Source organism: Pseudomonas sp. NFACC02 (assembly GCF_900110765.1).
GTDB lineage: Bacteria > Pseudomonadota > Gammaproteobacteria > Pseudomonadales > Pseudomonadaceae > Aquipseudomonas.
On the sequence record NZ_FOEO01000059.1, the window covers coordinates 1 to 25,937 of the forward strand.

Consider the following 25,937-nt stretch of genomic DNA (forward strand, 5'->3'; position numbering starts at 1 on the left):
ATTGCTTGATTCAGTTGTTAAAGAGCGGTTGGTCAAGAGCCTTTCGTCTCAACCGAGGCGCGCATTCTACAGCGTCCTCTGTATCTGTCAAGCGGTTATTTTCAGAAGTTTTCAAAGTTTCCTTTGCAACTTCAACCACTTGCGCTTCGTTCGACTTGGCGTCTCACGTCAGCGGGAGGCGAATTCTACAGCGTTACAACCTGCTGTCAACTGCCTTTTTCACCGCTGTCGATTCAAGCATCTGAACCGAAGCCCTTCCTCGCCGCTTACTTCGTCCAACTCGTTGATTATCAAGGAGTTTTCCGTTTCGTCTGCGCCGGAAGTGGGGCGAATTATAGAGACATTCAGAGGAGCGTCAACACTTAATTTGAAGTTTCTATCAAAAAGCCAAAACATCAGGCAAATCAGTCAGTTCCTTCTGTTTATATAGGGAGGGAGTGACTGACGCCGCTCCTATATAGAAGAGCTCTAGAGCACACCCGCTTCTCGCAATGCCATCACAGACTCGTCCGAAAGCCCGAGAACACCGGTCAGAACCTCCAGCGTGTGCTCGCCCAATAGCGGAGGCGCCCGACGATATTCCACCGGCGTCTCCGACAACCTGATGGGACTGGCAACCTGTGGCACCGTCCCGCCCAGCGCGTGAGGCAATTCAACCTTCAAGCCACGCGCCTGAACCTGGGGATCGGCAAACACTTGAGCGACATCATTGATCGGGCCGCATGGCACGCCGGCCAGTTCCAATGCTGTGACCCACTCAGAGGTGGTCTTGAAAACGGTGGCCTGACGAATCAGCGGAATCAACTCGACTCGATGCGCGACACGCTGCTTGTTAGTGGCAAACCTGGGGTCATCCGCCCATTGCGGCTGACCGGCCACTTCCGCGAACTTGCGGAACTGGCTGTCGTTGCCCACCGTCAGGATGAAATCACCATCCGCTGTAGGAAAGTCCTGATAAGGCACGATGTTCGGGTGAGCATTGCCCAGCCGTCTGGGCGATACACCTGTCGTCAGGTAATTCATCGCCTGGTTCGCCAGACACGCGACCTGCACATCCAGCAAAGCCATATCGATATGCTGACCCATACCGCCCTGATCGCGGTGGGCCAATGCAGCGAGAATGGCGGAGGTCGAGTAAAGCCCAGTCAAGATATCCGTCAGCGCCACTCCGACCTTCACTGGCCCGGCACCTTCTTCGCCTTCAGGACGACCGGTCAAGCTCATCAAGCCGCCCAGCCCCTGAATCATGAAGTCATAACCCGCGCGCCTGGCATACGGACCGGTCTGGCCAAAGCCCGTGATCGAGCAGTAGATCAGTCGAGGGTTCTCTGCCTGCAGGGACGCGTAATCGAGACCATAAGCCTTGAGGCCGCCCACCTTGAAGTTCTCGATCACGATGTCAGACTTCGCTGCCAGCTCGCGCACCAGCTTCTGGCCTTCAGGCCGGGTGAAGTCGATAGTGACAGACTGCTTGTTCCGGTTGGCAGACAGGTAATAGGCCGCCTCGGAAGTATTCTCGCCCCGAGGATCCTTGAGGAACGGCGGCCCCCAGGCGCGAGTGTCATCACCATTGCCGGGACGCTCGATCTTGATCACGTCAGCGCCGAGGTCGGCAAGGATCTGCCCTGCCCAAGGCCCGGCAAGAACCCTGGACAAGTCCAGCACACGCAAATGCGATAGCGCGCCCATGGCTGGCTCCTCAATAGAACGCCTGAATGCCCGTCTGCGCACGACCGAGAATCAACGCGTGGACGTCATGCGTACCTTCATAGGTATTCACGACTTCCAGGTTGACCAGATGACGGGCGATGCCGAACTCATCCGAAATTCCGTTGCCACCGAGCATGTCGCGGGCCATGCGTGCGATGTCCAGGGACTTGCCACAGGAGTTGCGCTTCATGATCGATGTGATCTCGACGGCCGCCGTACCTTCATCTTTCATTCGGCCCAGGCGCAGGCAACCCTGCAGGGCGAGCGTGATTTCTGTCTGCATGTCAGCCAGTTTCTTCTGGATCAACTGATTGGCTGCCAGAGGGCGACCGAATTGCTGACGATCCAGGGTGTACTGACGCGCGGTGTGCCAGCAGAACTCGGCGGCACCCAACGCGCCCCACGAAATGCCATATCGCGCTGAGTTCAGGCAGGTGAACGGGCCTTTCAAGCCACGCACATCCGGGAAAATGTTCTCTTCTGGCACAAATACGTTGTCCATCACGATCTCGCCCGTGATGGAAGCCCGCAGGCCGACCTTGCCATGAATGACGGGCGCGCTCAGGCCCTGCCAGCCTTTTTCCAGTACGAAGCCACGGATGTCGCCAGCGTCGTCTTTCGCCCAGACCACGAACACGTCCGCGATCGGACTGTTGGTGATCCACATTTTGCTGCCACTCAGGCGATAACCGCCGTCGACCTTCCTGGCGCGAGTGATCATGGCGCCCGGGTCCGAGCCGTGGTTTGGCTCCGTGAGGCCAAAGCAACCGATCCACTCGCCAGAGGCCAGCTTCGGCAGGTATTTCTGCTTCTGCGCTTCGGTACCGAATTCATTGATCGGCACCATGACCAGAGACGACTGAACACTCATCATTGAGCGATAACCGGAGTCGACGCGCTCCACTTCACGGGCGATCAGACCATAGCAGACATAATTCAGACCGCTGCCACCGTATTGCTCGGGAATGGTCGCGCCCAGCAGGCCGACCTCACCCATTTCACGGAAAATTGCAGGATCGGTCTGTTCGTGACGAAAGGCTTCCAGAACGCGAGGCGCCAACTTGTCTTGGGCGAACTGCTCGGCGCTGTCACGAACCATGCGCTCTTCTTCAGTGAGCTGCTGATCCAGCAACAGTGGATCGATCCAATTGAAGCTTGCCTTACCGCCCATGACTGTCTCCTCGCCAAATGATGCTCTCGGACGTAGCCGAGAAAAGTCGTGGATAGATCCTAGGCGCGGACCTCGACTACCGCAAACGAGGATTTCGCATAGTGTTGTGCTAATTTCTCACTCCGAGAATACGTAAACGACGGTTTTACTGTCGTACGAGTGAGGTAGACGTAAATGCGCCGCAAAATTCCCAGTACGGCTGCGCTGGTCAGCTTCGAAGCCGCCGCACGCCATGAGAGCTTCACCAAGGCGGCGGACGAACTGTCCCTCACGCAGAGCGCGATCTGCCGACAGATTGCAAGTCTGGAGGAATTCCTCAACGTAGCGTTATTCCGCCGCTCGCGGCGAGGTGTAAAGCTAACCGAGGCAGGTCTTTCCTACAGCCGGCGCGTGGCCACGCAACTCGACGCAGTGGAACGCGACACGCTCTCTGTCATGGGCCATCAAGGCGCCAATGTGATCGAACTGGCCGTGGTCCCGACGTTCGGGACTCAATGGTTGCTGCCACGCCTCAAGGACTTCCAGCATCAGCACCCTGACGTGACGATAAACCTGACCAACCGAACCCGACCTTTTCTGTTTGCCGATACCGACTTCGATGCCGCGATCTATTTTGGAGACGCAGAGTGGCCAGGCACGGAGTCGCATCGACTGATGAGCGAAAATCCAATGCCGGTGTGCAGCCCCGCGCTGCTCAATAACAACAAGCAGCTCAGTCCTCAGGGTCTGGCTGACATGCCGCTTCTCCAACAGACCACCCGGCCTTATGCCTGGCGTCAGTGGTTCACCGCATCGGGCATGAGCGTCGCGCGCGACATGACAGGCCCGAGATACGAGCTATTCTCCATGCTCGCCCAGGCGGCCATGCATGACATGGGTGTCGCGCTGATCCCACCGTTCCTGATTCAGCGCGAGCTAGCGGAGAAACGCCTGGTCGTCGCCAACCCTAATGCTTTATCGAGCCTGAAGGCGTACTACTTGATGATTCCGGAACGCAAAGTCGAGTCCGCTTCACTAAAAGCGTTTCGAGACTGGCTGGTGCATCAGGCTGAAACGTACGCAATGCCCTGACCTGCCTGCTCCTTAGCCAGCCGCTGACTTTGTAGTCAAACCACTGCGAAGCCTACAGATATCTGGATATGTCGCATTTAAGAAACACATCTGTTTTTTATCCAAAACAGCCTGTAAGCGTTACATGACGTGGCTTTCAGGCTAATTGACCATCATTTTACCGATAGATAGAAAAAAACTTCAATCACCTCATATACGGCCGCAAGCCATGTCATTAAAGGCTTGTAGCGTTTTGTTGCGGCAAAGGGTCACAGGGTGACTTGTAGTTAAAGACATGTCGCGTTACAGAATCTCTTGATGCACCCCTCTGACACCTGCAAAATGCCGCGCCCCCCTTGTCTTGCGGGGACGTGGTGATCGCTGCCCCAGTCGCGCCATCCGTAGCGCGCTGGCCTATTTTTAAAAGATAAGAAGATCACGCAGGAGATTTGACGTGCACATTGGTGTCCCCCTCGAAACCCAGTCCGGTGAAACTCGGGTTGCTGCAACGCCGGAAACCATCAAGAAGCTCATTGGCCAAGGTCACAAGGTCACCGTCCAGTCTGGCGCCGGCGTTACCGCCAGCGTCCCGGACAGTGCCTATGAAGCGGCAGGCGCTTCGATTGGCAGCGCTGCCGCTGCCTTTGGCGCCGATCTGATCCTCAAGGTTGTTGCTCCCAGCGACAGTGAACTGGCTTTGATCAAGGCCGGGACCGTTGTCATCGGGATGCTTAACCCCTTCAACAACGAGATCATCGCCAAGATGGCCGAGTGCGGGATTACCGCATTCGCTCTCGAAGCGGCGCCGCGCACCTCGCGCGCGCAAAGCCTTGATGTGCTGTCCTCGCAGGCCAACATTGCCGGTTACAAGTCGGTGCTGCTGGCCGCGCATCACTATCCGCGCTTCATGCCGATGCTGATGACGGCCGCCGGTACGGTCAAAGCCGCGCGCGTGCTGGTCCTCGGCGCGGGTGTCGCCGGCCTGCAAGCCATCGCCACCGCCAAACGCCTGGGCGCAGTGATCGAAGCGTCCGACGTTCGCCCAGCTGTGAAGGAACAGATCGAGTCGCTGGGCGCCAAGTTCGTCGACGTGCCCTACGAGACGGATGAAGAGCGCGAGGCCGCCGTCGGTGTCGGTGGTTATGCACGCCCGATGCCTGCCAGCTGGATGCAGCGCCAGGCTGTGGCCGTTCACGAGCGCGCCAAGCAGGCGGACATCGTGATTACCACCGCGCTGATCCCGGGCCGTAAGGCGCCGGTCTTGCTGAGCGCGGAAACCGTGTCCCAGATGAAACCGGGCTCGGTGGTGATCGACCTCGCTGCAGCTCAAGGCGGCAACTGCCCGCTGACCGTGGCTGATCAAGTCGTGATCGAGCATGGCGTAACCATCGTCGGCCACACTAACCTGCCGGCATTGGTCGCCGCCGATGCTTCTGCTCTTTATGCACGCAACCTGCTGGACTTCCTGATGCTGGTCTTCACCAAGGAAGGACAGTTCGAGATCAACCTCGAAGACGACATCGTCGCCGCGTGCCTGATGTGCCGCGACGGCCAGATTGTCCGCAAGAACGGCTAAGGATAAAAACAATGGAAGACATGCTGATCTCTCACGGCGTCTATAACCTGATCATTTTCGTGCTGGCGATTTACGTCGGCTATCACGTGGTCTGGAACGTCACCCCGGCTTTGCACACGCCTCTGATGGCGGTGACCAACGCTATCTCGGCCATCGTGATTGTCGGCGCCATGCTCGCTGCCGCCCTGACGGTGACCCCGCTGGGCAAAACCATGGGAACGCTGGCCGTGGCTCTGGCTGCGGTCAACGTATTCGGTGGCTTTCTGGTCACCCGCCGCATGCTGGAAATGTTCAAGAAGAAGGCTCCGAAAGCCAAAGCTGAGGATGCCAAGCAATGAGCATGAACCTCGTCACCCTGTTGTACCTCGTTTCCGCGATCTGCTTCATTCAAGCCCTCAAAGGGCTGTCGCACCCGACGACCTCCCGTCGCGGCAATCTGTTCGGCATGTTCGGCATGGCGCTTGCGGTGCTGACGACGATTGGCCTGGTGTTCAAACTCGCGGCACTTTCGACCGACGGCGCCAGCGCGGGCATCGGCTACATCATCGTGGGCTTGCTGGTTGGCGGTACGGCTGGCTCGATCATGGCCAAGCGCGTCGAGATGACCAAAATGCCTGAGCTGGTCGCGTTCATGCACAGCATGATCGGTCTGGCAGCGGTGTTCATTGCGATTGCAGCCGTGGTTGAGCCGCAGTCCCTGGGCATCGTTCAGCATCTGGGCGATTCCATTCCGGCAGGTAACCGTCTGGAGCTGTTCCTGGGCGCCGCCATCGGTGCGATCACCTTCTCGGGTTCGGTCATCGCCTTCGGCAAGCTGTCGGGCAAGTACAAGTTCCGCCTGTTTCAGGGCGCGCCGGTGCAGTTCGCCGGTCAGCACAAGCTGAACCTGATTCTGGGTCTGGCCACGCTGTTCTTCGGCCTGACCTTCATGTTCACCGGCAGTCTGTTCGCGTTCAGCATCATGCTGATCCTGGCGTTCGTCATCGGCGTGCTGCTGATCATCCCGATCGGCGGCGCGGACATGCCTGTGGTCGTGTCGATGCTCAATAGCTACTCGGGCTGGGCAGCGGCCGGCATCGGCTTCTCGTTGAACAACTCGATGTTGATCATCGCAGGTTCGCTGGTCGGCTCCTCCGGCGCGATCCTGTCGTACATCATGTGCAAAGCGATGAACCGCTCCTTCTTCAACGTGATCGGCGGTGGATTCGGCGGCGCGGCAGACGCGGGCGCGGCAAGCGGCACGAAAGAAGCACGCCCGGTCAAATCCGGCTCGGCCGACGATGCAACCTTCCTGCTGACCAACGCCGACACCGTGATCATCGTGCCTGGCTATGGCCTGGCGGTCGCCCGTGCGCAACACGCACTCAAAGAGCTGACCGAGAAGCTGACCCACGCCGGCGTGACCGTGAAGTACGCGATTCACCCGGTAGCCGGCCGTATGCCGGGGCACATGAACGTGCTGCTGGCTGAGGCGGAAGTGCCTTATGACCAGGTATTCGAGATGGAAGACATCAACTCCGAGTTCGGCCAGGCGGACGTGGTGCTGGTGCTCGGCGCCAACGATGTGGTCAACCCGGCGGCGAAGAACGATCCGAAATCGCCGATTGCCGGCATGCCGATTCTCGAAGCCTTCAAGGCGAAGACGATTATCGTCAACAAGCGCTCGATGGCCAGCGGGTATGCCGGTCTGGACAACGAGCTGTTCTATCTCGACAAAACCATGATGGTTTTCGGCGACGCCAAGAAAGTCATTGAAGACATGGTCAAAGCGGTCGAATAACCGCTTCAGGCTGTGACGGACTAAGCCCTCGGTGCGAATATCGGCCGAGGGTTTTTTACATCCGGCGTAACAGTGTTTTGTTCTCAACCCCGCTAATTAGAGCCCTCGAATGCGACCTTGGTCGTGGGACGAAAAAAAAGCAAATCTCTAGACTTGGTCGCTCGCATCCTCGTCCCGAGATATAAAAACATGCACCGTGAACGTATTCGCCTGCCGTCTTTGATGAGCAAGGTAATGAGCGCGGCCGACGCCGCTTCCCTGATCAAGGACGGCATGACCGTCGGCATGAGTGGCTTCACCCGCGCAGGTGAAGCCAAGGCCGTGCCCCAGGCGCTGGCGGAGCGCGCCAAATCTCACCCGCTGAAAATCAGCCTGATGACCGGCGCCAGTCTGGGCAACGACCTGGACAAGCAATTGACCGAAGCCGGCGTGTTGTCCCGCCGCATGCCGTTTCAGGTCGACAACACACTGCGCAAGGCAATCAACGATGGCTCGGTGATGTTCATCGACCAGCACCTGTCCGACACTGTCGAGCAACTGCGCAATCGCCAGATCAAACCGGTGGACATCGCCGTCATCGAGTGCGTGGCGATTACCGAAGAAGGTCATCTGGTGTTGAGTACGTCCGTGGGCAACTCGGCGAGCTTCGCCATTCTGGCCGAGCAGGTGATCGTCGAGATCAACCTGGCGCAACCGCTTGAGCTCGAAGGCCTGCACGACATCTATATACCCACGTACCGTCCGACCCGCCTGCCCATCCCGGTGCTCAAGGTCGATAGCCGCATCGGCAGCCAGGCTGTAAAGATCGATCCGGCCAAAATCGTGGGCATCGTGATCAGCGACCAGACCGACTCACCTTCAACTGTACTGCCCGCAGACAGCGAAACCCAGGCAATTGCCGGACATCTGGTGGAGTTCTTCAAGAATGAGGTGCGCCAAAACCGCCTGACCAATCAGTTGATGCCCCTGCAGGCCGGCGTAGGCACGATCGCCAACGCGGTCATGACCGGCCTGATCGACTCGCCGTTTCACGGGATGTCCATGTACTCGGAGGTCCTTCAGGACTCCACCTTTGACCTGTTCGAGGCTGGCAAGCTGGACTTCGCCTCGGGTTGTTCGATGACGCTGTCAGCACGCAAACACGACACGGTCTACAACAACCTGAAGCAGTACAAACCGAAACTGTTATTGCGTCCGCAGGAAATCTCCAACCATCCGGAAGTCGTGCGGCGTCTGGGCATTATCGGCATCAACACGGCGCTTGAGTTCGACCTCTACGGCAACGTCAATTCCACGCACGTGTGCGGCACGCGGATGATGAACGGGATCGGGGGCTCGGGCGATTTCGCGCGCAACGCGCATCTCGCCATCTTTGTCACCAAATCGATCGCCAAAGGCGGCGCCATTTCCAGCGTCGTGCCCATGGTCAGCCACGTCGATCATACAGAGCACGATGTCGATATCCTCGTCACCGAGCAGGGACTGGCTGATCTACGGGGCCTGGCGCCCCGCGAACGCGCTCGCGTGATCATCGACAACTGTGTTCATCCGGCCTACCGCGAAGCGCTGAATGATTACTTCCGCAGAGCCTGTGCTATCGGTGGCCACACCCCTCATGTACTGCGCGATGCACTCAGTTGGCACCTCAACCTGGAAGAAACCGGCCGTATGCTGGCGGTGTAAGAAAACAGTTTCGGATTGGCGACGACCTTTCGTCGCCGTTCCGAACGAGCTGTGCGGGATTCTGGCAAAAACTGTATTGCTGTACGGGTGTATTTCATGGGTAAAAACGCAGTTTTCATCTTTTCAGCGCACAAAACGCACCATAATTGTGCTCACCGGTACAGTTGCCCCATAGACGAGCAAAACAGTGCGTTCTAACAGTTAACTGGAGCATCACAATACAAGTGAACTGTGTCTGGAGAGGGAAGGGGAACAGGAGGAAGATTGGCACCAATCAAGTCACTCTCTAATCCCGCCACAAGCGGAAGGAAGAAGCACCATGGAACGCACCGTAAGTTCCGAACTGTTCTACGAAGAAACCGCTCAATCCGCTAAAGCCTCGTTGCCGCTGCGCATGTTCGCCAACCTGATGCTCTGGCAGCGTCGTCTGTCCAGCCGTCACCAACTGGCACGTCTGGACGCTCGTCTGCTGGCCGACGCCGGTATCAGCGAATCCCAGCGTTACGAAGAGCTGAGCAAGCCGTTCTGGCGCTAATTTAGCGTCTGCTGGTCCCAGGCCAAGCGCCTCTCACCAGCACCCCGAATTGTTCACGCAAAGCCCGTCGCAGGAATCTGCTGACGGGCTTTGTCGTTTATGGGTTTTCAAACAAAACAGATCCATGGCCCCAATAGGTACAGTTCGTTCAAATCCTAATGCGGGCAATACAGTTGCTGATTTACAGGCCTTAATACCGCCTCATATGACGTAAACCGCGGGCTTGCATCCTTAGCTGGCATTTAGCCGTGATAGTGCTCACGATCCCGTTTACGCTAGTCTTGCTGCACCCTTTGCCCCGTCGCCTGCGAGACACCCCTGTGCATCGCCGGATTTGCGCGTGTGGTTCATCAATCTGTTCCTTGTGGAGTTCAAACATGTCTCGCTTTCGTCTGATGAGTGCAGCTGTACTTCTGATCGCCGCGACGGGTGCTCAGGCGTCCAGTTTCGTGGTCACCACCGATACCATCGTTCGCGCACTGGATGCCTCGTCCAACGCCACCTCGAAGATCTCTTCCTCCTTCCATGACGACAAAATCGTTCTGGCGGCACGTGACGATGCAGCCAGCTTCGTCGCGAGCAAGGGCGAAATCCGCGGCGCTCATCTGGAGGGCGCGTTCCAGCATATCCGTGAAGTCAGCCCAGGCCTGAATGCTTCAGACGCACAGTTGGCCCAGGCCATTCTTGCCATCTGATTCAGCGTCGCGACAGGTTTCACACCGCATGCCCCGACACCTTCACTGGCTCTGTCCGGGGCATTGCGCTAGCCTTGCGACTCGTTTTGCCAATACCGAAGACTCATGCGTTCATTGTCTCGCCTGTTGATTGCAACGATTGCCAGCCTGGTGTGCGTTACCCAGGCTCACGCATTCGACACAACCACACAAAGCCTGATCAAAAGCGGGTACGCCACCAGCCAGGTGACGACCGGGCCTTTCGATAACAAACTGATACTTGCCGCCCAGGATGATGCTGCAGCGTTTATTGCCAGTGATGGCCAACTGCGAGGAGCACAGCTGGAGGCAGCGCTGATGTATCTGCGCCAGACCCAACCAAAACTTCATGCCAGCGACCTTGAACTGGCGCAGGCAATCCTCGTCCAATAATCACTTTTGCACCTTCTGTATTCTGGAGCCGTTCCATGCGTACCCCCCTGATCGCCGCCGCCCTCGGCCTGCTGTTGCTGACCGATGTCGCGCACGCGCAAACATTGAAAGCCACCAGTAACATCGTTGTCCGTGCGCTGGGCCGCAGCGTGGACTTCACCTCTGACACCACCTCGTCGGTCCGCAACTGGAAAATGGTGGTGGAAGCCCAGGACGACGCCGCCAGTTACGTGGCCACCAACGGCGCTATTCACGGTGCTCAACTGGACGCCGCGTTCGCCACCTTGCGCGAGCGCTTGCCAGAAGCGCGCAATGCCAGTGACCAGGATCTCGCTGAAGCCATCCTCGCATTGTGAGGCGCCTGGCCGCCTGGCTACTGGCGTCGGCGTTTTCGCTGGTCTGCACGAGCGCCTTCGCCGATTTGAGCCTGTCGCTGTACACCGACGGGCTCAGCCCTGCACAACAGCACGCCAGCCAGACACTGCTCGACGAGGCCATGGCGCATCTGCCGCCGATGTTCGTCAGCAAGCTTGATCGTAAAGTCGAAGTCCGCTGGACCGACGACATGCCGTCCAACGCCTATGGCCGCGCAGACGGCCCCTACCGTCTGGACCTCAATCAACGTCTGCTGGCGGGTTTGACCGACGGCAGTGCGGCAACCACCCGAACCAATCGCCCACACGGCACCGTGCGCGAAGAAATGCTCGCGACAGTGCTGCATGAGCTCACCCACATTTATGATCACGCCCAGCTCTGGTCGCCCGAAGACCGCAAGCTGATCATCGCCTGTGCGCGCCAAGGCAACAGCACCGGGAAAATCGGCCTGCGCGACAATTGCCGAGGCCAGACCGACCGGCGCTTCACCTTGAGCGATGACCCACGCCTGCTTGACCTTGCCGGCTGGCCGCAATACGTGGGACGGCGCGGGGAGCGTGAGGAACGTAACGGGCAGGTTGCCCGTAGTCCTGATATCTACGAAATCAGCAGCCCGCTGGAGTTTGTCGCGGTGAACATGGAGTACTTCCTCCTTGATCCGGCCTATGCCTGTCGGCGTCCCGCGCTCTACGACTACTACAAACAGCAGTTCAACTGGGCGCCCGCCGCCAAGGATGACTGCCCGACTTATTACCCTTACCTCAACGCCGGTAACGACTTCGCCCGCGAACCGCTGGGCAAGCTCGACCCCGAACGCGTGTACGAGGTCGATTATCTGCTGGCCGAGGCCAACCAGAATCTGGTGAGTCGTTGGGGCCACAGCATGCTGCGCCTGGTGATCTGCAAGCCAGGGCGGCCGCGCGGGCCGGATTGCCGTCTGGACCTGGATCAGCATCTGGTGCTGTCCTACCGTGCCTTTGTGAACGACCTGCAACTGTCCAGCTGGAGTGGCCTGACAGGCGCTTACCCATCGCGCCTGTTCGTGCTGCCGTTGGGGCAGGTGATCGATGAGTACACCAAGACGGAATTGCGCAGCCTGGCATCCGTTCCATTGAAACTGTCCCGGAAGGAAATCAACGGACTGGTCCAGCATGCCGCCGAGATGCACTGGGCGTATGACGGCAACTATTGGTTTCTGTCCAATAACTGCGCCGTGGAAAACCTGAAACTGTTGCGCAGCGGGACTGACGATCCTCGGCTTGTGGGCCTGGACAGCATCATGCCCAACGGTTTGCTGGAGGTGCTTAAGGGCAGGGGCCTGGCAGACACCAGCGTGCTGGACGATCCCAAGAAAGCGCTGCGACTGGGCTACCGCTTCGATTCCTATCGCGACCGCTATCAAGCGATGTTCGATGTGCTACGCAAAACCACTGACGTGAAAGAATCCACCGTCGAAGACTGGCTGTCGCTGCCTGCGAAGGAACGGCGCCCTTATTTCGCCCAGGCCGATTTGCGCACCAGCGCTGCCATGCTGCTACTGGAGCAGGCGGCTCAACGCCGTCAGTTGCTGCTGGCCCAGGATGAGGTCAAGCAACGTTACCTCAGCGCGGTCGAGAAGAAGGACAACGGCGTGTCAAAAGCCACCGGGACGTTGCAAGACATCCTGGCTAACAGCGGCTTCCTCAGCCGTCCCGCGGAATTGTTGGGCAGTGGAGGGTACGGACTGCCGCAGCAGGGCGAGTGGACGCGCCTCGAAGAAGAAAGCAGCCAGCGCCAGAAGCAGTTGCAGCGTCTGACTGGCGATCTGGACAAAGAGGTGAGGGCGCTCCTGGAGCCGGACCGCGCCGCCGAGATCGCCGCCACCGACGAAAACCTCAAACAAGTGGGTGAGCATTTGCGGGCGTTGCACAAAGCGGCGGGCGGGTTGGAGTTGCCATAACTACGCGGAGCGACCTGCTGGATCGAGCTTGCTGCGATCTGCCGCGAAGCGGTAGCAAAACCAAACGACCCGATTGTGTTGCGAGAAAGGCAGTTGCTACGCCCTGCGGGCAGAGGCGAATCCGGGTTTGGCTAAACCGTCTCTCCTGGCTCACCCGGCAGATGTTCATCCAGGTGCAGCCAGGGCAGTCGGCTGTCGGTCCAGATGTGTCGATCGGCCGGCGCGTGCTCGGGGTGGTCGAGTGTGGCAATGGTGATGTCCATCGTCTCGGGGCTGTTGCGGCTGAACAGCGCGGTTTGCGCCCCGCAGTTATTACAGAAATACCTGACGCACGATGGGCCGGAATCATACGCCGCAGGGCTACCCGCCAGCCATTTGAATGACTCAAGCGGCACGGTGATCCAGGTCACCACAATGCCGCCTGACGTCCGCCGACAAATCGAGCAATGGCAATGAGCGATGTCGCGCAGGGGCGCATCGATTTGATAGCGCAGATTGCCGCAATGGCACCCACCGGTGTGTGTTTCGCTCATGGTGATTCTCCCGTTATGTTCAGGGTCTGACTGTTTTCGAGTGTAAATGCTTCATTTGTGCGTCAACGATCAGCGTCATGGCAAGCGAAAGCTGGCTGAAAGGTAAGCGCTTTAGCATCCCCTCACCGCCGGCGACAGACCGGCAGCCAGGACGAACGCTCTTCGACGTTCGCCGGCCCATCTACAACAACAATTCGGTGATTCTGATGCTTGCTCGTGCTCCGCTGTACCCCTCGTTCGCCCCCGACTCCCTGCGCCGCTCGTCTTGAGCTGATTGCTTCGTCTCGTCCGTTCTCACGTCGCGTAACGCTGGAGTATTTCTATGTTGACCTTCCTCGGCTTCGCCATGGTCGTCGCTTTCATGTACCTGATCATGAGCAAGCGTCTTTCCGCGCTGATTGCCCTGATCATCGTACCGATCGTGTTTGCCTTGTTCGGCGGTTTTGCCTCCGACATCGGCCCCATGATGCTCGCTGGCATCACCAAGCTTGCGCCGACGGGCGTGATGCTGATGTTCGCCATCCTCTACTTCGCCCTGATGATCGACTCCGGCCTGTTCGACCCGGCCGTGCGCAAGATCCTCAAGCTGGTCAAAGGTGATCCGGTAAAAGTGTCGGTGGGCACCGCCGTGCTCGCCCTCGTCGTTTCGCTGGACGGTGACGGCGCCACCACCTACATGATCTGCGTGGCCGCGATGCTGCCGCTGTACAGTCGCCTGGGCATGAGCCCGCGCATCATGGCTGGCCTGATCATTCTGGCGGGCGGTGTGATGAACATGACGCCCTGGGGCGGACCGACCGCGCGCGCGGCCAGCGCCTTGCATGTCGACCCGTCCGACATCTTCGTGCCGATGATTCCTGCAATGCTCGCAGGCGTCGTCGCGATCCTCGTCATCGCGTATTTCTACGGTAAGCGTGAGCGAGCGCGCCTGGGCGAGCTGCACCTGCCGGGTGACGAAGTCGATCACAGCGAAATCAGCGTTTCGCAGTTTCCCGAGGCTCGCCGTCCCAAACTGATCTGGTTCAACGGCGCGCTGACCCTGGCGCTGATGGTGGCGTTGATCATGGGCCTGTTGCCGCTGCCCGTGTTATTCATGATCGCATTCAGTATTGCCATGATCGTCAATTACCCCTGTCTGCAAGCGCAGAAAGATCGCGTCGCGGCCCATGCCGGTAGCGTACTGGCGGTGGTCGGTCTGATCTTCGCGGCGGGCATTTTCACCGGTATCCTGTCCGGCACGGGCATGGTCGATGCGATGTCGAAAAGCCTGCTGGCAGTGATTCCGGACGCGATGGGGCCGTACCTTGCGGTGATTACCGCCGTGGTCAGCATGCCGTTCACCTTTTTCATGTCCAACGATGCGTTTTACTATGGCGTGCTACCGGTATTGTCCGAGGCCGCGTCGCACTACGGCATCAGTCCGGTGGAAATGGCACGTGCCTCGATCGTCGGTCAGCCCGTCCATCTGTTGAGTCCGCTGGTACCGTCGACCTATCTGTTGGTCGCGCTGGCTGGCATTGAATTTGGCGATCATCAGCGCTTCACCCTCAAATGGGCAGTGCTGGTCTGCGTCTGCATCCTGGTCGCCGCGCTGCTGATGGGGATCTTCCCCGCGTTCAGCAGTCTATAAGGCAACTGAACCTCCTCGCTGTCGGACAACCGGCCGCGAGGATTAACAAGCTCAAAGGAAAACGTAATGGAATGGCTGACCAACCCTGAGATCTGGGTTGCTTTCTTAACCCTGACTGCCCTGGAAATCGTGCTGGGCATCGATAACATCATCATGATCTCGATCCTGGTCAGCCGGATGCCCAAAGCGATGCAGCCACGCACGCGGATTTTCGGCCTGGCACTGGCCATGGTCACGCGAATCCTCTTGCTGCTGTCGATCACCTGGGTCATGCGCCTCACCGACGACCTGTTCGTCGTACTCGGCCAAGGCATTTCCGGTCGCGACATGATCCTGTTCTTCGGTGGCCTGTTTCTGTTGTGGAAGAGCTCGCAAGAGATCTATCACGGCATGGAAGGCGAGGATGAGCAGATCGAAGAGCCGAAAGGAAAGGGCGGCATGTTCCTTTACACGATCATTCAGATCGCGATCATCGACATCGTGTTCTCGCTGGACTCGGTCATCACCGCCGTCGGCATGGTGTCTCATGTGCCCGTCATGGTCGCTGCGATCATCGTCGCGGTCCTGATCATGATGCTCTGCGCTGGGGTCATCAGCGATTTCATCGACAAGCATCCTTCGCTGAAAATGCTGGCGCTGTCGTTCCTGATCGTCGTCGGTACGGTACTGATCGCGGAATCCTTCGATGTGCACGTGCCAAAAGGCTACGTCTACTTCGCCATGGCGTTCTCGCTGGCGGTCGAAGCGATCAACATCAAGATGCGCACCTCGATAGCGAAGAAGAAGGCCATGCAGGACCCCGTGAAACTTCGCAAGGACGTTCCGGGTCAATAACATCCAGTGCGTTGTAGCGGTGACAGAACGGGGCATTGAGTGCCCCGTTTTTATTGAGCGCCCGGGCCTATGTGGGAGCGAGCCTGGTCTGGGCGATTCCGAAATGCTTGATTTATGACAGATTTGTTTCAAGAAATAATCGGCTGTGCCATGCTGGCAATAAGGCCTCAGGCCGACTAAAGCTTAGGTGAGCATGCCCATCACGATGATGCCCAAGCGCTTCGCTCGCTACACGCTGTACTTTCACTTCTTGCCCAAAACGGGCCGTTACAGGGGGCTTTCCGTATGCTGACCCTGCTCGATCTGCTTTCTGCCGTCGCTCTGTTGATTTGGGGAACGCACATCGTTCGAACCGGCATCCTGCGCGTTTATGGCTCGCAGCTGCGCCGCGTGCTCAGTCAGAACATGTCCAAACGTCCATTGGCCTTCGTGGCCGGGATCCTCGTGACCGCACTGGTGCAGAGCAGTAACGCCACCGCCATGCTCGTGACCTCGTTCGTCGGCCAGAGCCTGATGGGCCTGACACCCGCGTTGGCGATCATGCTGGGTGCCGACGTCGGTACCGCCGTGATGTCTCGAATCCTGACATTCGACCTGTCGTGGCTGTCGCCGCTGCTGATCTTCCTCGGCGTGATCTTTTTTCTGTCGCGCAAACAGACACGCGTGGGTCAGCTCGGCCGCGTCGGCATCGGCCTGGGGCTGATCATTCTGGCGCTGCAACTGATCGTCACCGCCGCCGCCCCCATCACTCAAGCGGCGGGCGTGAAGGTGCTGTTCGCTTCGCTGACCGGTGACATCCTGCTCGACGCCCTGGTCGGTGCGATGTTCGCGCTGATTTCCTACTCAAGTCTGGCCGCCGTCCTGCTGACCGCGACGCTGGCAGGAGCCGAGATCATCAGCTTGCCGGTCGCCATCGGTCTGGTGGTGGGCGCCAACATCGGCAGTGGCCTGCTGGCGTTCCTCAGCACCAGCATGCAGAACGTCGCCGGTCGCCAAGTGGCGCTGGGGAGCCTGCTGTACAAGCTGATCGGCCTGCTGCTGATCATTCCGGTATTGACGCCGCTGGTGCACTGGATGGAAACCCTGGACGTCAGCCCCTCGAGCCTGGTGATCAGTTTCCACGTGATCTACAACTCACTGCGCTGCCTCATCATGCTGCCCACCGTTGGGCCGATGGGCCGGCTGTGCGCGTCGATTCTGCCGCAACAGGCCGAGGTCAATGGCGCGGTCAAACCTCGTCATCTGGACCTCACCGCCCTGGCGACCCCGAGCCTGGCCTTGGCTAACGCGGTGCGGGAAACCCTGCGCATGGGCGACCTGATCGACAGCATGCTCAATGCCATGCAGGAAGTGCTGCGCGGCAATCAAACGGCGGTGACGCAAGAGGTGCGGCGTCTGAATGACGACGTCGAGGTGTTGTACAACGCGATCAAGCTGTACCTGGCGCAAATGCCCCGAGAAGACCTCGGCGATCAGGACAACCGCCGTTGGGCCGAAATCATCGAGTTGACGATCAATCTGGAACTGGCCAGCGGATTGATCGAGCGTATGCTGCGTAAGGTTCAACAGCAAAAAACCTCCCAACGCCGTTCGTTTTCCGACGTCGGACTGGAAGAGCTTTCCGGGCTGCACGAGCAATTGATGGCCAATTTGCGCCTGGGCCTGTCGGTATTTTTGAGTGGAGATCCGGAAAGCGCGCGTCAGTTACTGCGCGAAAAACGTCGCTTCCGGGCACAGGAGCGGCGTCTGGCCCATGCTCATGTCAGCAGACTGCAACGTAAAATCGTGCAGAGTATCGAGACCAGTTCGTTGCACCTCGAGCTGATCGCCGACATGAAGCGATTGAATTCATTGTTCTGCAGCAGCGCCTATGCCGTTCTTGAAACCTCTGATACCGGAGCCTTGTCCAGCGAGAACCAACCAGAATAATCGTGGTGAACGCCGGGCCCGGACTGAAGTCTGTTACACATACCGGCCCGCTAGGAAGCCCGTTTTTATGCGTTGCCTGCTGTTCGCCTGTTTGTTCCTGGCATCCCTTCCGTCCATGGCCCTCGACCGCTTTCAGGTCGAGGGCTATGTGCTGCCCAATGGTTTGCAGTTGCTGCTCAAACCCGCCGAAAAAGGCCACGTATCGATTCGACTGGTCGTCGGCATCGGCTTCGATGACTTCCCCTGCAACGACAAAGAACTTCCCCATTTGCTGGAGCATTTGCTGTTCAGTGGCATCGACAATTCCGGTGAAGGCGGCCTGGAGCAGCAAATGCAGGCGTTGGGCGGCGAGTGGAACGCGTTCACCAGCAATACCGACACCACGTTCGTGATCGAGGCGCCCGCGCAAAATCAGCGCAAGGTACTGGACCTGCTGCTTAATGTGCTGACGCACACACAGATCAACCAGGCGAACCTCGACACCGCCAAGCGCATCGTCGAACGTGAAGACGGCGGTCACTATTCCCACCTGCAACGTTGGCTGGACAAGCGCGACCTCGGTCACAGCGCCAGCAATCAATTGGCAGTGGAGTTGGGACTCAAATGCCCGGAGCGGCCGAACGTCGACCACCTGACACTGGATCAGATCGAAACCATCCACGACAACTGGTACGCGTCCAACAACATGACACTGATCATCGTGGGCGAACTGGACAAGCTGCTGCCTGCGTATCTTGAGCGCACATTCGGCCAGCTCAACGCGGTAGACCCCACCGAGCACCCGCCGCTGCGCACCATCGATGCCAAAGCCGAGCCCGAGCGCACGCTGGTTCGCGGCGCATTGGGCGATGGGGCAAAGCTGCACCTGTTTTTTCCAGAGCCGGACATGGGCGAGCAGCACGATGAGACGTGGGATCTGGTGAAGTCCTACCTGGACTGGTCGCTTTATAGCGAGTTGCGCCTGGACAAGGGCTATTCCTACGGCCCCTGGGCCGACCGGGAAGCGTTCGGCGACACCGGTTTTCTCAGTCTGAACGCCGATCTCGCGCGCGATGATGTGGACGCGGCGGTGGCTGCGGTGCGTTCGATGCTCGAACGGCTACGCAAGCAAGGCATGGACCCCGCAACCTTCGCCCGGCTGCAGCAGGCCTCGATCGCCAAACAGGCGTGGGCGGTTCAAGGCAACAGCGCGTTGGCTGATTATTACTGGGGCGCCCTGAATGACTATGAAGATGGCCGCTTCGAAGACCCGGCCAAGCGCACGCGCGGTGTGAGCCTGGACCTGGCAAATCGGGCCATGCGTCAGTTGTTGGCACAACCCGGGTATCTGCGGATCGAAGAGCCGCTGGTCAGCTATGACGAGCTGTATGAGATGGGCGTGGCGGTAGTTGCGTTACTTGCACTGGTCATTTTCTGGCGCTGGCGTGTTCATAAAAGACGCCCGTTGTAAGGCCCATTGATTTCGATTCTGGCCGAAGGCCGTGGGAGCCGGCTTGGTGCGGGCCGTGTTCGGACGAATGCGTTGCGTCAATCAAGATCGCGGCGTCGGGTCTGACGTAATCGCCAGCAAGCCGGCTCCCACAGGATTGCGTCTACAGGTCAATTACGACTGGATATTGGTATCCTGCCAACGATTTTTCCTACAGCCAAAGTGAACACCGAAATGCCGGATCTCAACGCCCTCATGCAGAACTCCGTCGTACAGCGTGTGCTGGAGTTCATCAAGCGCTACCCGGGGGTGATTGCGTTCTTCGGTTTCTGCTCCGGCATCGGCAGTTTCATTCTGGTGGACCGGCAAGCCAAGCTCGCGACCTGGATTGCCGTGATCTTGCTGGTGAGCTGGCTCTGGCTGATGGTGGAAAACAGCGCCGTCGCGCTGCTGACCAAACTGTTGAAGCGCGAAATTCCACAGCCCTTGCTCCGCTATGCGACACAGATGATCCATCAGGAAAGTCTGTTCTTCGTCCTGCCGTTTTTCTTCGTCACCACCACCTGGAACAGTGGCCAGCTGGCGTTCACAGGCGTGCTCGCGGCCGCAGGGCTTATCTCGATCATCGACCCGCTGTATTACAAATGGCTGGCGCCCCGTCGCTGGCTGTTCATGGCGCTGCACACGCTCACCCTGTTCGCCGCGCTGCTGACCGCGCTGCCCATCATCCTGCACCTGACCACCGCCGAAAGTTACAAGCTGTCGCTAATCATCGCGATGCTGCTGTCGTTCCCAAGCCTGGCCTCCAGCTTTCCCCTCAACAGCTGGAAACGCGGTGCAGGGCTGGTGCTCATGACCCTGGCCATCGGCGCTGCTGGCTGGATGCTGCGTTCATGGGTGCCGCCTGCAACGCTGTGGTTGACCGAGGTGGCCGTCAGCACCCAGTTCGATAACCAGAACCGCACACCAGGCGAAAGCATTCAGGAGATAGGGGTCAATCAACTGCGTAGCGCCGGGCTGTATGCGTACACGTCGATCAACGCTCCGCGCGGTCTGGACGAGCGGATTTATCACGTTTGGCGCCATAATGGCGAAGAAGTCGATCGAATTGCTCTAGACATCCACGGCGGACGTAAGGAAGGCTACCGGGCATGGACGCACAAACAGAATTTTCCGCCCGATGTGCTCGGCAAATGGCAGGTGAGGGTGCTCACAGAGGATGGTCAGATGATCGGCGTTTTGCGCTTTGAAGTGACCGACTCGGACCAGCCGGCCGTGACGCGCAAGAAGATCAAGCCAGCAGGTCTGAAGCCCGGCGCAGACGCACTGGGCTCGTCCGCTTCAGACGCTGACAAGCCTGATGACACTGAGCCAGCGGCGGACCCATCCACCCCGGACAAAACCAACTAAGCTCGTCGCTATGACCCCATCGATCTCCCTCGTCAACCGCGCCCCGACGGTGTGCGGCAGCGCCACACTGGACACTTCGACCGATCCGGCTCAGCTGTGGATCGCCGGAGACTGGACGCTTGCCCACTACCACGCACTCAAGCGCCAGACCGACGCGTTGAGCGAGGGTTTTGGTCCAGCCACGCAGGTGGACATGAGCGGGCTGGGCGCCCTCGATACCGCGGGGGCGTCGTTGTTGGTGGAGCTTCTGGGTGTTCAGCGTCTGCGCTTGCTCGCCGTTCAGGCACCGAACCTGCCCGAGTCGAGCCGCGCCTTGATGCAGACCATTCAAAGCGCGTTATGCGACTACTGTCAGCCGGTGAAAGATCCCGAAGTCGCCGTCGGCACTCAGTTGCTGGCGCGAATCGGGTCCGCAGTCGAGGTCATCTGGAACGACACCCTGCAACTGCTCGGTTTCGTCGGGCTGATTTTGCAGACATTCGTCACCACGATGTTCCGCCCGAAGCGCTGGCGCACGACGTCGGTGATCGCCCACATCGAGCAGATCGGGCTGGACGCAGCGCCCATCGTGGCACTGCTGACGTTCATGGTCGGGGCGGTCGTGGCGTTTCTGGGCGCGACGGTCCTCAAGGCCTTTGGCGCCACGATCTTTACGGTGGACCTGATCGGCTTCTCGTTTCTACGGGAATTCGCGGTGTTGCTTACCGCGATTCTTCTGGCGGGCCGCACGGCCAGCGCCTTCACCGCACAGATCGGTTCGATGAAAGCCAATGAGGAACTGGATGCCTTGCAGACCTTGGGCCTCAGTCCTACAGAGCTGCTGGTACTGCCCCGCGTGCTGGCGTTGCTCATCTCACTCCCGATGCTGACGTTTCTGGCGATGATCTGCGGCATCGTCGGTGGGGGCGTGGTCTGCGCGCTGTCCTTGGGGATATCGCCGGCGATGTTTCTGTCACTCATGCAAGCGGACATCGGCGTGCAGCACTTTCTGGTCGGGATCGTAAAAGCCCCGATCTTTGCCTTTTTCATCGCCGCGATTGGCTGCCTCGAAGGTTTCAAGGTCGAAGGCAGCGCTGAATCGGTGGGCGCTCACACGACGTCGAGCGTGGTGCAGTCAATTTTCGTGGTCATCGTGCTGGATGCACTGGCGGCGATGTTTTTCATGGAGCTTGGCTGGTGACCCGACGTTGCGTGCAACCCAGCGAAACTGTGATTGAGGTACGCGGCCTGTGTAATCGCTTCGGGCCGCAGGTGGTTCACGAACATCTGGACCTGGACCTCTATCGGGGGGAAATCCTCGGCGTCGTCGGCGGCTCAGGCAGTGGCAAGTCGGTGTTGCTGCGCAGCATCGTCGGGTTGCAGCGTCCGGCCGAAGGCAATGTCCGGGTGTTGGGTCAGGATCTTCTGAACCTGTCCGTCAAGGATCGCTCTCAGGTCGAACGACGTTTCGGCGTGCTGTTCCAGAAGGGCGCATTGTTCTCGTCGCTGACGATCACCGAGAACGTCGCATTACCCTTGATCGAGCACGCGGGGCTGAGCCGCGACGATGCCGAGCATCTGGCCGGTATCAAAATGGCCCTGGCCGGCTTGCCACTGTCGGCCGCTCACAAATACCCGGCCTCGCTGTCGGGCGGCATGATCAAGCGGGCGGCGCTGGCGCGGGCATTGGCACTCGATCCGGACATTCTGTTTCTCGACGAACCCACCGCCGGCCTCGACCCGATCGGCGCGGGGGCCTTCGATCAGTTGATCCTGACCCTGCGCGACGCGCTGGGCCTGAGCGTGTTCATGGTCACCCACGATCTCGACACGCTGTACACCATCACCGACAGGGTGGCGGTGCTGTCTCAGAAACGCGTGCTGGTGGCCGATAGCATCGACAGAGTGTCGGCTTACAAGGACGCCTGGATTCACGAATACTTTCATGGCCCGCGCGGCCGCTCGGCCTATGCAGCGGCCACCCACCCACACGAGGTCTCATGATGGAAACCCGCGCCCATCACATCCTGATCGGCCTGTTCACGGTGATCGTGGTCACCGCTGCGCTGCTGTTCGGGTTGTGGCTCGCCAAGTCCAGTGTCGACACGGCGTTCAAGGATTATCAGGTGGTGTTCAGCGAAGCCGTGACCGGCCTGTCTCGCGGCAGCCCTGTGCAGTACAGCGGGATCAAGGTCGGGGACGTGGTTCAGTTGCGCCTGGACCCCCAAGACCCTCGCCGCGTTCTGGCGCAGATCCGTGTGGCCGGGGAAACGCCGATCAAGCGTGACACCTTCGCCAAACTCGCCCTGAACGGCATCACCGGCACGTCGATCATTCAGCTCAGCGGCGGCACGCCACAAAGCGAAGAGCTGAAAGGCGACAACGGTAATCTGCCTGTGATCATTGCGTCGCCGTCACCGATTTCACGGCTGCTGAATGACAGTAACGACCTGATCACCGGCATCAATGTCTTTCTTCACAACGCCAACGAACTCTTGTCGTCGAAAAACGTTCAGGCGCTGAGCAACACCATGGAGCACCTGGAGCAGACAACGGCAGTGATCGCCGACCAGCGCGACGATATCCGCCAGACCCTCAAGCAACTATTGGTACTGAGCAAGCAGGCGAGCGCCACGCTGGATCAGACCTCGACCGCGATGCGCAACGCCAACCTGTTGTTCACGGTTGACGGGAAGCAGGCCATCGCGACCGGACAGGCAGCCATGGTGTCGTTGCAGCAGAGCACTGACACCATCAATCAGTTGATCAAAGCCAACAAGGATTCCGTCAACGGCGGGCTACAGGGTCTGAGTGAACTGGGCCCGGCGATTCGCGAGCTGCGCGAGACCCTGACCTCGCTCAAGACCATCTCACGCAGCCTGAATGCCAACCCCACCGGCTACCTGCTCGGTAGCGACAAGAACAAGGAGTTCGAGCCATGAGGCTTGCCAGTCATTCATTCACCAGACTGTTGCTGGCAAGCGCACTGCTGACGCTCAGCGCCTGTTCCATATTGCCCAAGCAAGAGCCGTCGGATGTTTATCGCCTGCCGATCGCAGCGACTACCAGCAAGACCGCGACGCCTGAGCCATGGTCGCTGCGAGTGGTCAAACCCAAATCCAGCGAAACCCTCGACAGCTCCCGTATCGCCGTCATCCCGCAGGGCGACGTGATCAGCAGCTACAAAGGCGCTCGCTGGAGCGATCCGGCCCCTGTGCTGCTGCGCAACCGCCTGACTGAGGCCTTCTACCGTGATGGCCGCGTGCAGTCGATCAGCACCGACGACAGCAACCTGCAGGCGGATTTCGAATTGGGCGGGGAGCTTCAGGCGTTTCAAAGCGAATACCGCGGTCAGGCCATCGACGTGGTGATTCGCCTGGACGCGCGGCTGGCCGATGACCATCAACGCATCGTCGCCAGCCGCCGCTTCGAGGTGCATCAGCCCGTCGGCGATAAACAGGTTCCCGCAGTGGTGGCAGCCTTTGGGCAGGCCAGCGACACGCTGGCCGCCCAAGTGCTGCAATGGACCCTGGAGCAGGGCCGCAAGCATTACACCGTCGAGCCGAAGAACCAGTAGCAGACGCAGATTGCGGCGATCACGCCCGCCAGCTCCGCCAGCAGCGCGCACCCGACGGCGTGGCGCGCTCGCTGGATGCCGACGGCGCCGAAGTACACCGCCAGGACATAAAAGGTGGTTTCGGTGCTGCCCTGAATCGTCGCGGCGACCAACGCGGGAAAGCTGTCCACGCCTTGGGTTTTCATGGTCTCGATCAACATCGCTCGCGCGGCGCTGCCGGAGAACGGTTTGACCAGCGCAGTGGGCAGGGCGTCGACAAACCGGGTGTCCAGGCCCATCCACTGAATCACGTGGCGAATGCCTTCCAGCGCGAAGTCCAGTGCTCCGGAGGCGCGCAGCACGCCCACGGCGCAGAGCATGGCGACCAGGTACGGCAGCAAGCTCTTGGCGACGTCAAAACCCTCTTTCGCACCCTCGACGAACGTTTCGTAGACCTTGACCTTGCGCAGCGCCCCGACCACCAGAAACAGCATGATGATGCCGAACAGCGTCAGGTTACCGAGCACCGAAGACAGACTGGCCAGCGCCGTGGCGGACAATCCCGCCAGCACGGCCATGAAGCCGCCCAGCAGCAATGCGCCAGGCACCAGATACGCCAGCACCACCGGGTCCCACACCCGCAGACGCTGCATGACCGCGACGGACAGCAAGCCGACAAGCGTGGAGGCGCTGGTGGCGAGGAGAATGGGCAGGAAGACCAGCGTCGGATCGACTGCGCCTTGTTGCGCCCGGTAAACGAAGATGGTGACCGGCAACAGCGTCAGCGAAGACGCATTTAGCACCAGAAACAGGATCTGCGCATTGCTGGCCACGGTCTGGCTGGGGTTGAGCTCCTGCAAGGAACGCATGGCCTTGAGGCCGATGGGTGTTGCAGCATTGTCCAGGCCCAACGCGTTCGCGGCGAAGTTCATCGTGATCAGGCCCAGGGCAGGGTGACCGGGCGGGACCTCTGGCATCAGGCGACGGAACAATGGCCCTAATACTTTTGCCAACCAGTCGACGATGCCGGCTTTCTGGGCGATGTTGAGAAAGCCCAGCCAGAGGGTCAGGGTGCCGAACAGCACCACCATTACTTCCACCGACAGTTTGGCCATGGCGAAAATGCTCTCGACCATTGCGGCAAAAATCCCGGAGTTTCCGCCTACCAGCCATTGAGCCAGCGCAGAAATCGCCGCAACCACGAAAAAGCCAAGCCACAGGCCGTTGAGCATCAGTCATTCCCCTTGCAAGATGCGGGGATGATAGCGGCGGGACCGCAAACAACAAACCCTCTCCACCGTCACCAGACGCGACATACACTGTAGCAACTGTCTTCCTCACATCACATGTGCAACCTACTCGGAGGCTTCTGCCCGCAAGGCGTAGGAGCGTGGCTTGTCCCGCGATCTGGCGCGAAGCGGCAGCAAAGTCAGGCGACCCGGTTATGCCTGACACTCCGCATGCACCGGTTTTGCTGCCGGTCCCCGGCAGATCGCGGGACAAGCCACGCTCCTACAAAGTTGTGCAGCGCTGCCCAGCCATCAGGTGCAAGCGCGCTTCTACAGTTCATATGCCTAAAACAACAAACCCCAGCCAGGGCCAGGGTTTGTGTGTTTGCCGCTACTCAGCGATCAATCGACCGTCGACTGACCGACAGGCAAGGATTGCTTGCTGCGCCAATGCGGCAGCGAGTTCCAGTAGCGCTCGCCCTT

At 59.4% G+C, this 25,937-nt stretch carries 23 protein-coding genes; 19 read left to right on the plus strand and 4 right to left on the minus strand.

Annotated features, from left to right (window positions below; translation table 11 throughout):
- Positions 1–468: 468 nt before the first annotated feature.
- Complete coding sequence (locus BMY73_RS25970) at positions 469–1,689, minus strand: CaiB/BaiF CoA transferase family protein (RefSeq protein WP_092410719.1); 1,221 nt, start codon at positions 1,687–1,689, stop codon at positions 469–471.
- 10 nt (positions 1,690–1,699) lie between these two features.
- A complete protein-coding gene (locus BMY73_RS25975) occupies positions 1,700–2,881 on the minus strand; it encodes an acyl-CoA dehydrogenase (RefSeq protein ID WP_092410721.1) in 1,182 nt (393 codons plus the stop codon).
- Positions 2,882–3,055: 174 nt separating this feature from the next.
- Between BMY73_RS25975 and BMY73_RS25980 the strand changes: the two genes are divergently transcribed.
- The 10 genes from BMY73_RS25980 (at position 3,056) to BMY73_RS26025 (ending at position 12,925) form a co-directional block, all read left to right on the plus strand.
- Positions 3,056–3,952 carry a LysR family transcriptional regulator gene (locus tag BMY73_RS25980; RefSeq protein ID WP_092410723.1) on the plus strand — a complete coding sequence of 299 codons (897 nt, stop codon included), beginning with the start codon at positions 3,056–3,058 and terminating at the stop codon, positions 3,950–3,952.
- A gap of 433 nt (positions 3,953–4,385) precedes the next feature.
- Positions 4,386–5,507: a Re/Si-specific NAD(P)(+) transhydrogenase subunit alpha gene (locus BMY73_RS25985; RefSeq protein WP_092410725.1), complete on the plus strand. Its 1,122-nt coding sequence runs from the start codon at positions 4,386–4,388 to the stop codon at positions 5,505–5,507.
- 11 nt (positions 5,508–5,518) lie between these two features.
- Positions 5,519–5,845, plus strand: a complete 327-nt coding sequence (locus BMY73_RS25990) for an NAD(P) transhydrogenase subunit alpha part 2 (protein WP_062386518.1) — start codon at positions 5,519–5,521, stop codon at positions 5,843–5,845.
- The gene (locus BMY73_RS25995; RefSeq protein WP_092410727.1) at positions 5,842–7,287 is read left to right on the plus strand and encodes an NAD(P)(+) transhydrogenase (Re/Si-specific) subunit beta; all 1,446 of its coding nucleotides are present in this window, start codon (positions 5,842–5,844) and stop codon (positions 7,285–7,287) included. Before BMY73_RS25990 ends, BMY73_RS25995 begins: the two co-directional genes overlap by 4 nt.
- A 189-nt stretch (positions 7,288–7,476) precedes the next feature.
- Positions 7,477–8,970, plus strand: coding sequence for an acetyl-CoA hydrolase/transferase family protein (locus BMY73_RS26000; RefSeq protein ID WP_092410729.1), 1,494 nt, complete (start codon positions 7,477–7,479; stop codon positions 8,968–8,970).
- Positions 8,971–9,289: 319 nt separating this feature from the next.
- A complete protein-coding gene (locus BMY73_RS26005) occupies positions 9,290–9,505 on the plus strand; it encodes a DUF1127 domain-containing protein (RefSeq protein ID WP_062386508.1) in 216 nt (71 codons plus the stop codon).
- A 377-nt stretch (positions 9,506–9,882) separates the two neighbouring features.
- Complete coding sequence (locus BMY73_RS26010; protein ID WP_092410731.1) at positions 9,883–10,200, plus strand: DUF2388 domain-containing protein; 318 nt, start codon at positions 9,883–9,885, stop codon at positions 10,198–10,200.
- 105 nt (positions 10,201–10,305) lie between these two features.
- Positions 10,306–10,611 (plus strand): DUF2388 domain-containing protein, encoded by a 306-nt coding sequence (locus BMY73_RS26015; RefSeq protein ID WP_062386502.1) that lies wholly within the window; start codon positions 10,306–10,308, stop codon positions 10,609–10,611.
- A 35-nt stretch (positions 10,612–10,646) separates the two neighbouring features.
- The gene (locus BMY73_RS26020; protein WP_062386499.1) at positions 10,647–10,967 is read left to right on the plus strand and encodes a DUF2388 domain-containing protein; all 321 of its coding nucleotides are present in this window, start codon (positions 10,647–10,649) and stop codon (positions 10,965–10,967) included.
- The gene (locus BMY73_RS26025) at positions 10,964–12,925 is read left to right on the plus strand and encodes a DUF7844 domain-containing protein (protein WP_092410733.1); all 1,962 of its coding nucleotides are present in this window, start codon (positions 10,964–10,966) and stop codon (positions 12,923–12,925) included. The genes BMY73_RS26020 and BMY73_RS26025 overlap by 4 nt, the downstream gene beginning before the upstream one ends.
- Positions 12,926–13,056: 131 nt before the next feature.
- On the opposite strand, the gene BMY73_RS26030 is transcribed toward BMY73_RS26025, so the two are convergent.
- A complete protein-coding gene (locus BMY73_RS26030; RefSeq protein WP_062386494.1) occupies positions 13,057–13,458 on the minus strand; it encodes a GFA family protein in 402 nt (133 codons plus the stop codon).
- 322 nt (positions 13,459–13,780) lie between these two features.
- Here BMY73_RS26030 and BMY73_RS26035 point away from each other — a divergent pair, with 322 nt between their 5' ends.
- From BMY73_RS26035 to BMY73_RS26075, 9 genes are all read left to right on the plus strand, one after another.
- Positions 13,781–15,088 carry a CitMHS family transporter gene (locus BMY73_RS26035; RefSeq protein WP_062386492.1) on the plus strand — a complete coding sequence of 436 codons (1,308 nt, stop codon included), beginning with the start codon at positions 13,781–13,783 and terminating at the stop codon, positions 15,086–15,088.
- A 66-nt stretch (positions 15,089–15,154) separates the two neighbouring features.
- Positions 15,155–15,922, plus strand: coding sequence for a TerC family protein (locus BMY73_RS26040; protein WP_062386489.1), 768 nt, complete (start codon positions 15,155–15,157; stop codon positions 15,920–15,922).
- Between the two features lie 285 nt (positions 15,923–16,207).
- Entirely contained in the window at positions 16,208–17,851 is a 1,644-nt protein-coding gene (locus tag BMY73_RS26045) for a Na/Pi cotransporter family protein (RefSeq protein WP_062386486.1), read from the plus strand.
- Positions 17,852–17,918: 67 nt separating this feature from the next.
- Positions 17,919–19,301 carry a M16 family metallopeptidase gene (locus tag BMY73_RS26050; RefSeq protein ID WP_092410735.1) on the plus strand — a complete coding sequence of 461 codons (1,383 nt, stop codon included), beginning with the start codon at positions 17,919–17,921 and terminating at the stop codon, positions 19,299–19,301.
- Between the two features lie 213 nt (positions 19,302–19,514).
- Positions 19,515–20,690 carry a DUF5924 family protein gene (locus BMY73_RS26055; protein WP_175500249.1) on the plus strand — a complete coding sequence of 392 codons (1,176 nt, stop codon included), beginning with the start codon at positions 19,515–19,517 and terminating at the stop codon, positions 20,688–20,690.
- 10 nt (positions 20,691–20,700) lie between these two features.
- Positions 20,701–21,870 carry an ABC transporter permease gene (locus tag BMY73_RS26060; RefSeq protein WP_092410737.1) on the plus strand — a complete coding sequence of 390 codons (1,170 nt, stop codon included), beginning with the start codon at positions 20,701–20,703 and terminating at the stop codon, positions 21,868–21,870.
- Positions 21,871–21,881: 11 nt separating this feature from the next.
- The gene (locus tag BMY73_RS26065) at positions 21,882–22,673 is read left to right on the plus strand and encodes an ABC transporter ATP-binding protein (RefSeq protein WP_370588234.1); all 792 of its coding nucleotides are present in this window, start codon (positions 21,882–21,884) and stop codon (positions 22,671–22,673) included.
- Positions 22,673–23,611, plus strand: coding sequence for an MlaD family protein (locus BMY73_RS26070; protein WP_062386474.1), 939 nt, complete (start codon positions 22,673–22,675; stop codon positions 23,609–23,611). Before BMY73_RS26065 ends, BMY73_RS26070 begins: the two co-directional genes overlap by 1 nt.
- Positions 23,608–24,246, plus strand: coding sequence for an ABC-type transport auxiliary lipoprotein family protein (locus BMY73_RS26075; protein WP_092410739.1), 639 nt, complete (start codon positions 23,608–23,610; stop codon positions 24,244–24,246). The genes BMY73_RS26070 and BMY73_RS26075 overlap by 4 nt, the downstream gene beginning before the upstream one ends.
- On the opposite strand, the gene BMY73_RS26080 is transcribed toward BMY73_RS26075, so the two are convergent.
- The gene (locus BMY73_RS26080) at positions 24,219–25,457 is read right to left on the minus strand and encodes a nucleoside recognition domain-containing protein (protein ID WP_092410741.1); all 1,239 of its coding nucleotides are present in this window, start codon (positions 25,455–25,457) and stop codon (positions 24,219–24,221) included. The two genes, BMY73_RS26075 and BMY73_RS26080, sit on opposite strands and share 28 nt — an antisense overlap.
- Positions 25,458–25,937 lie beyond the last annotated feature (480 nt).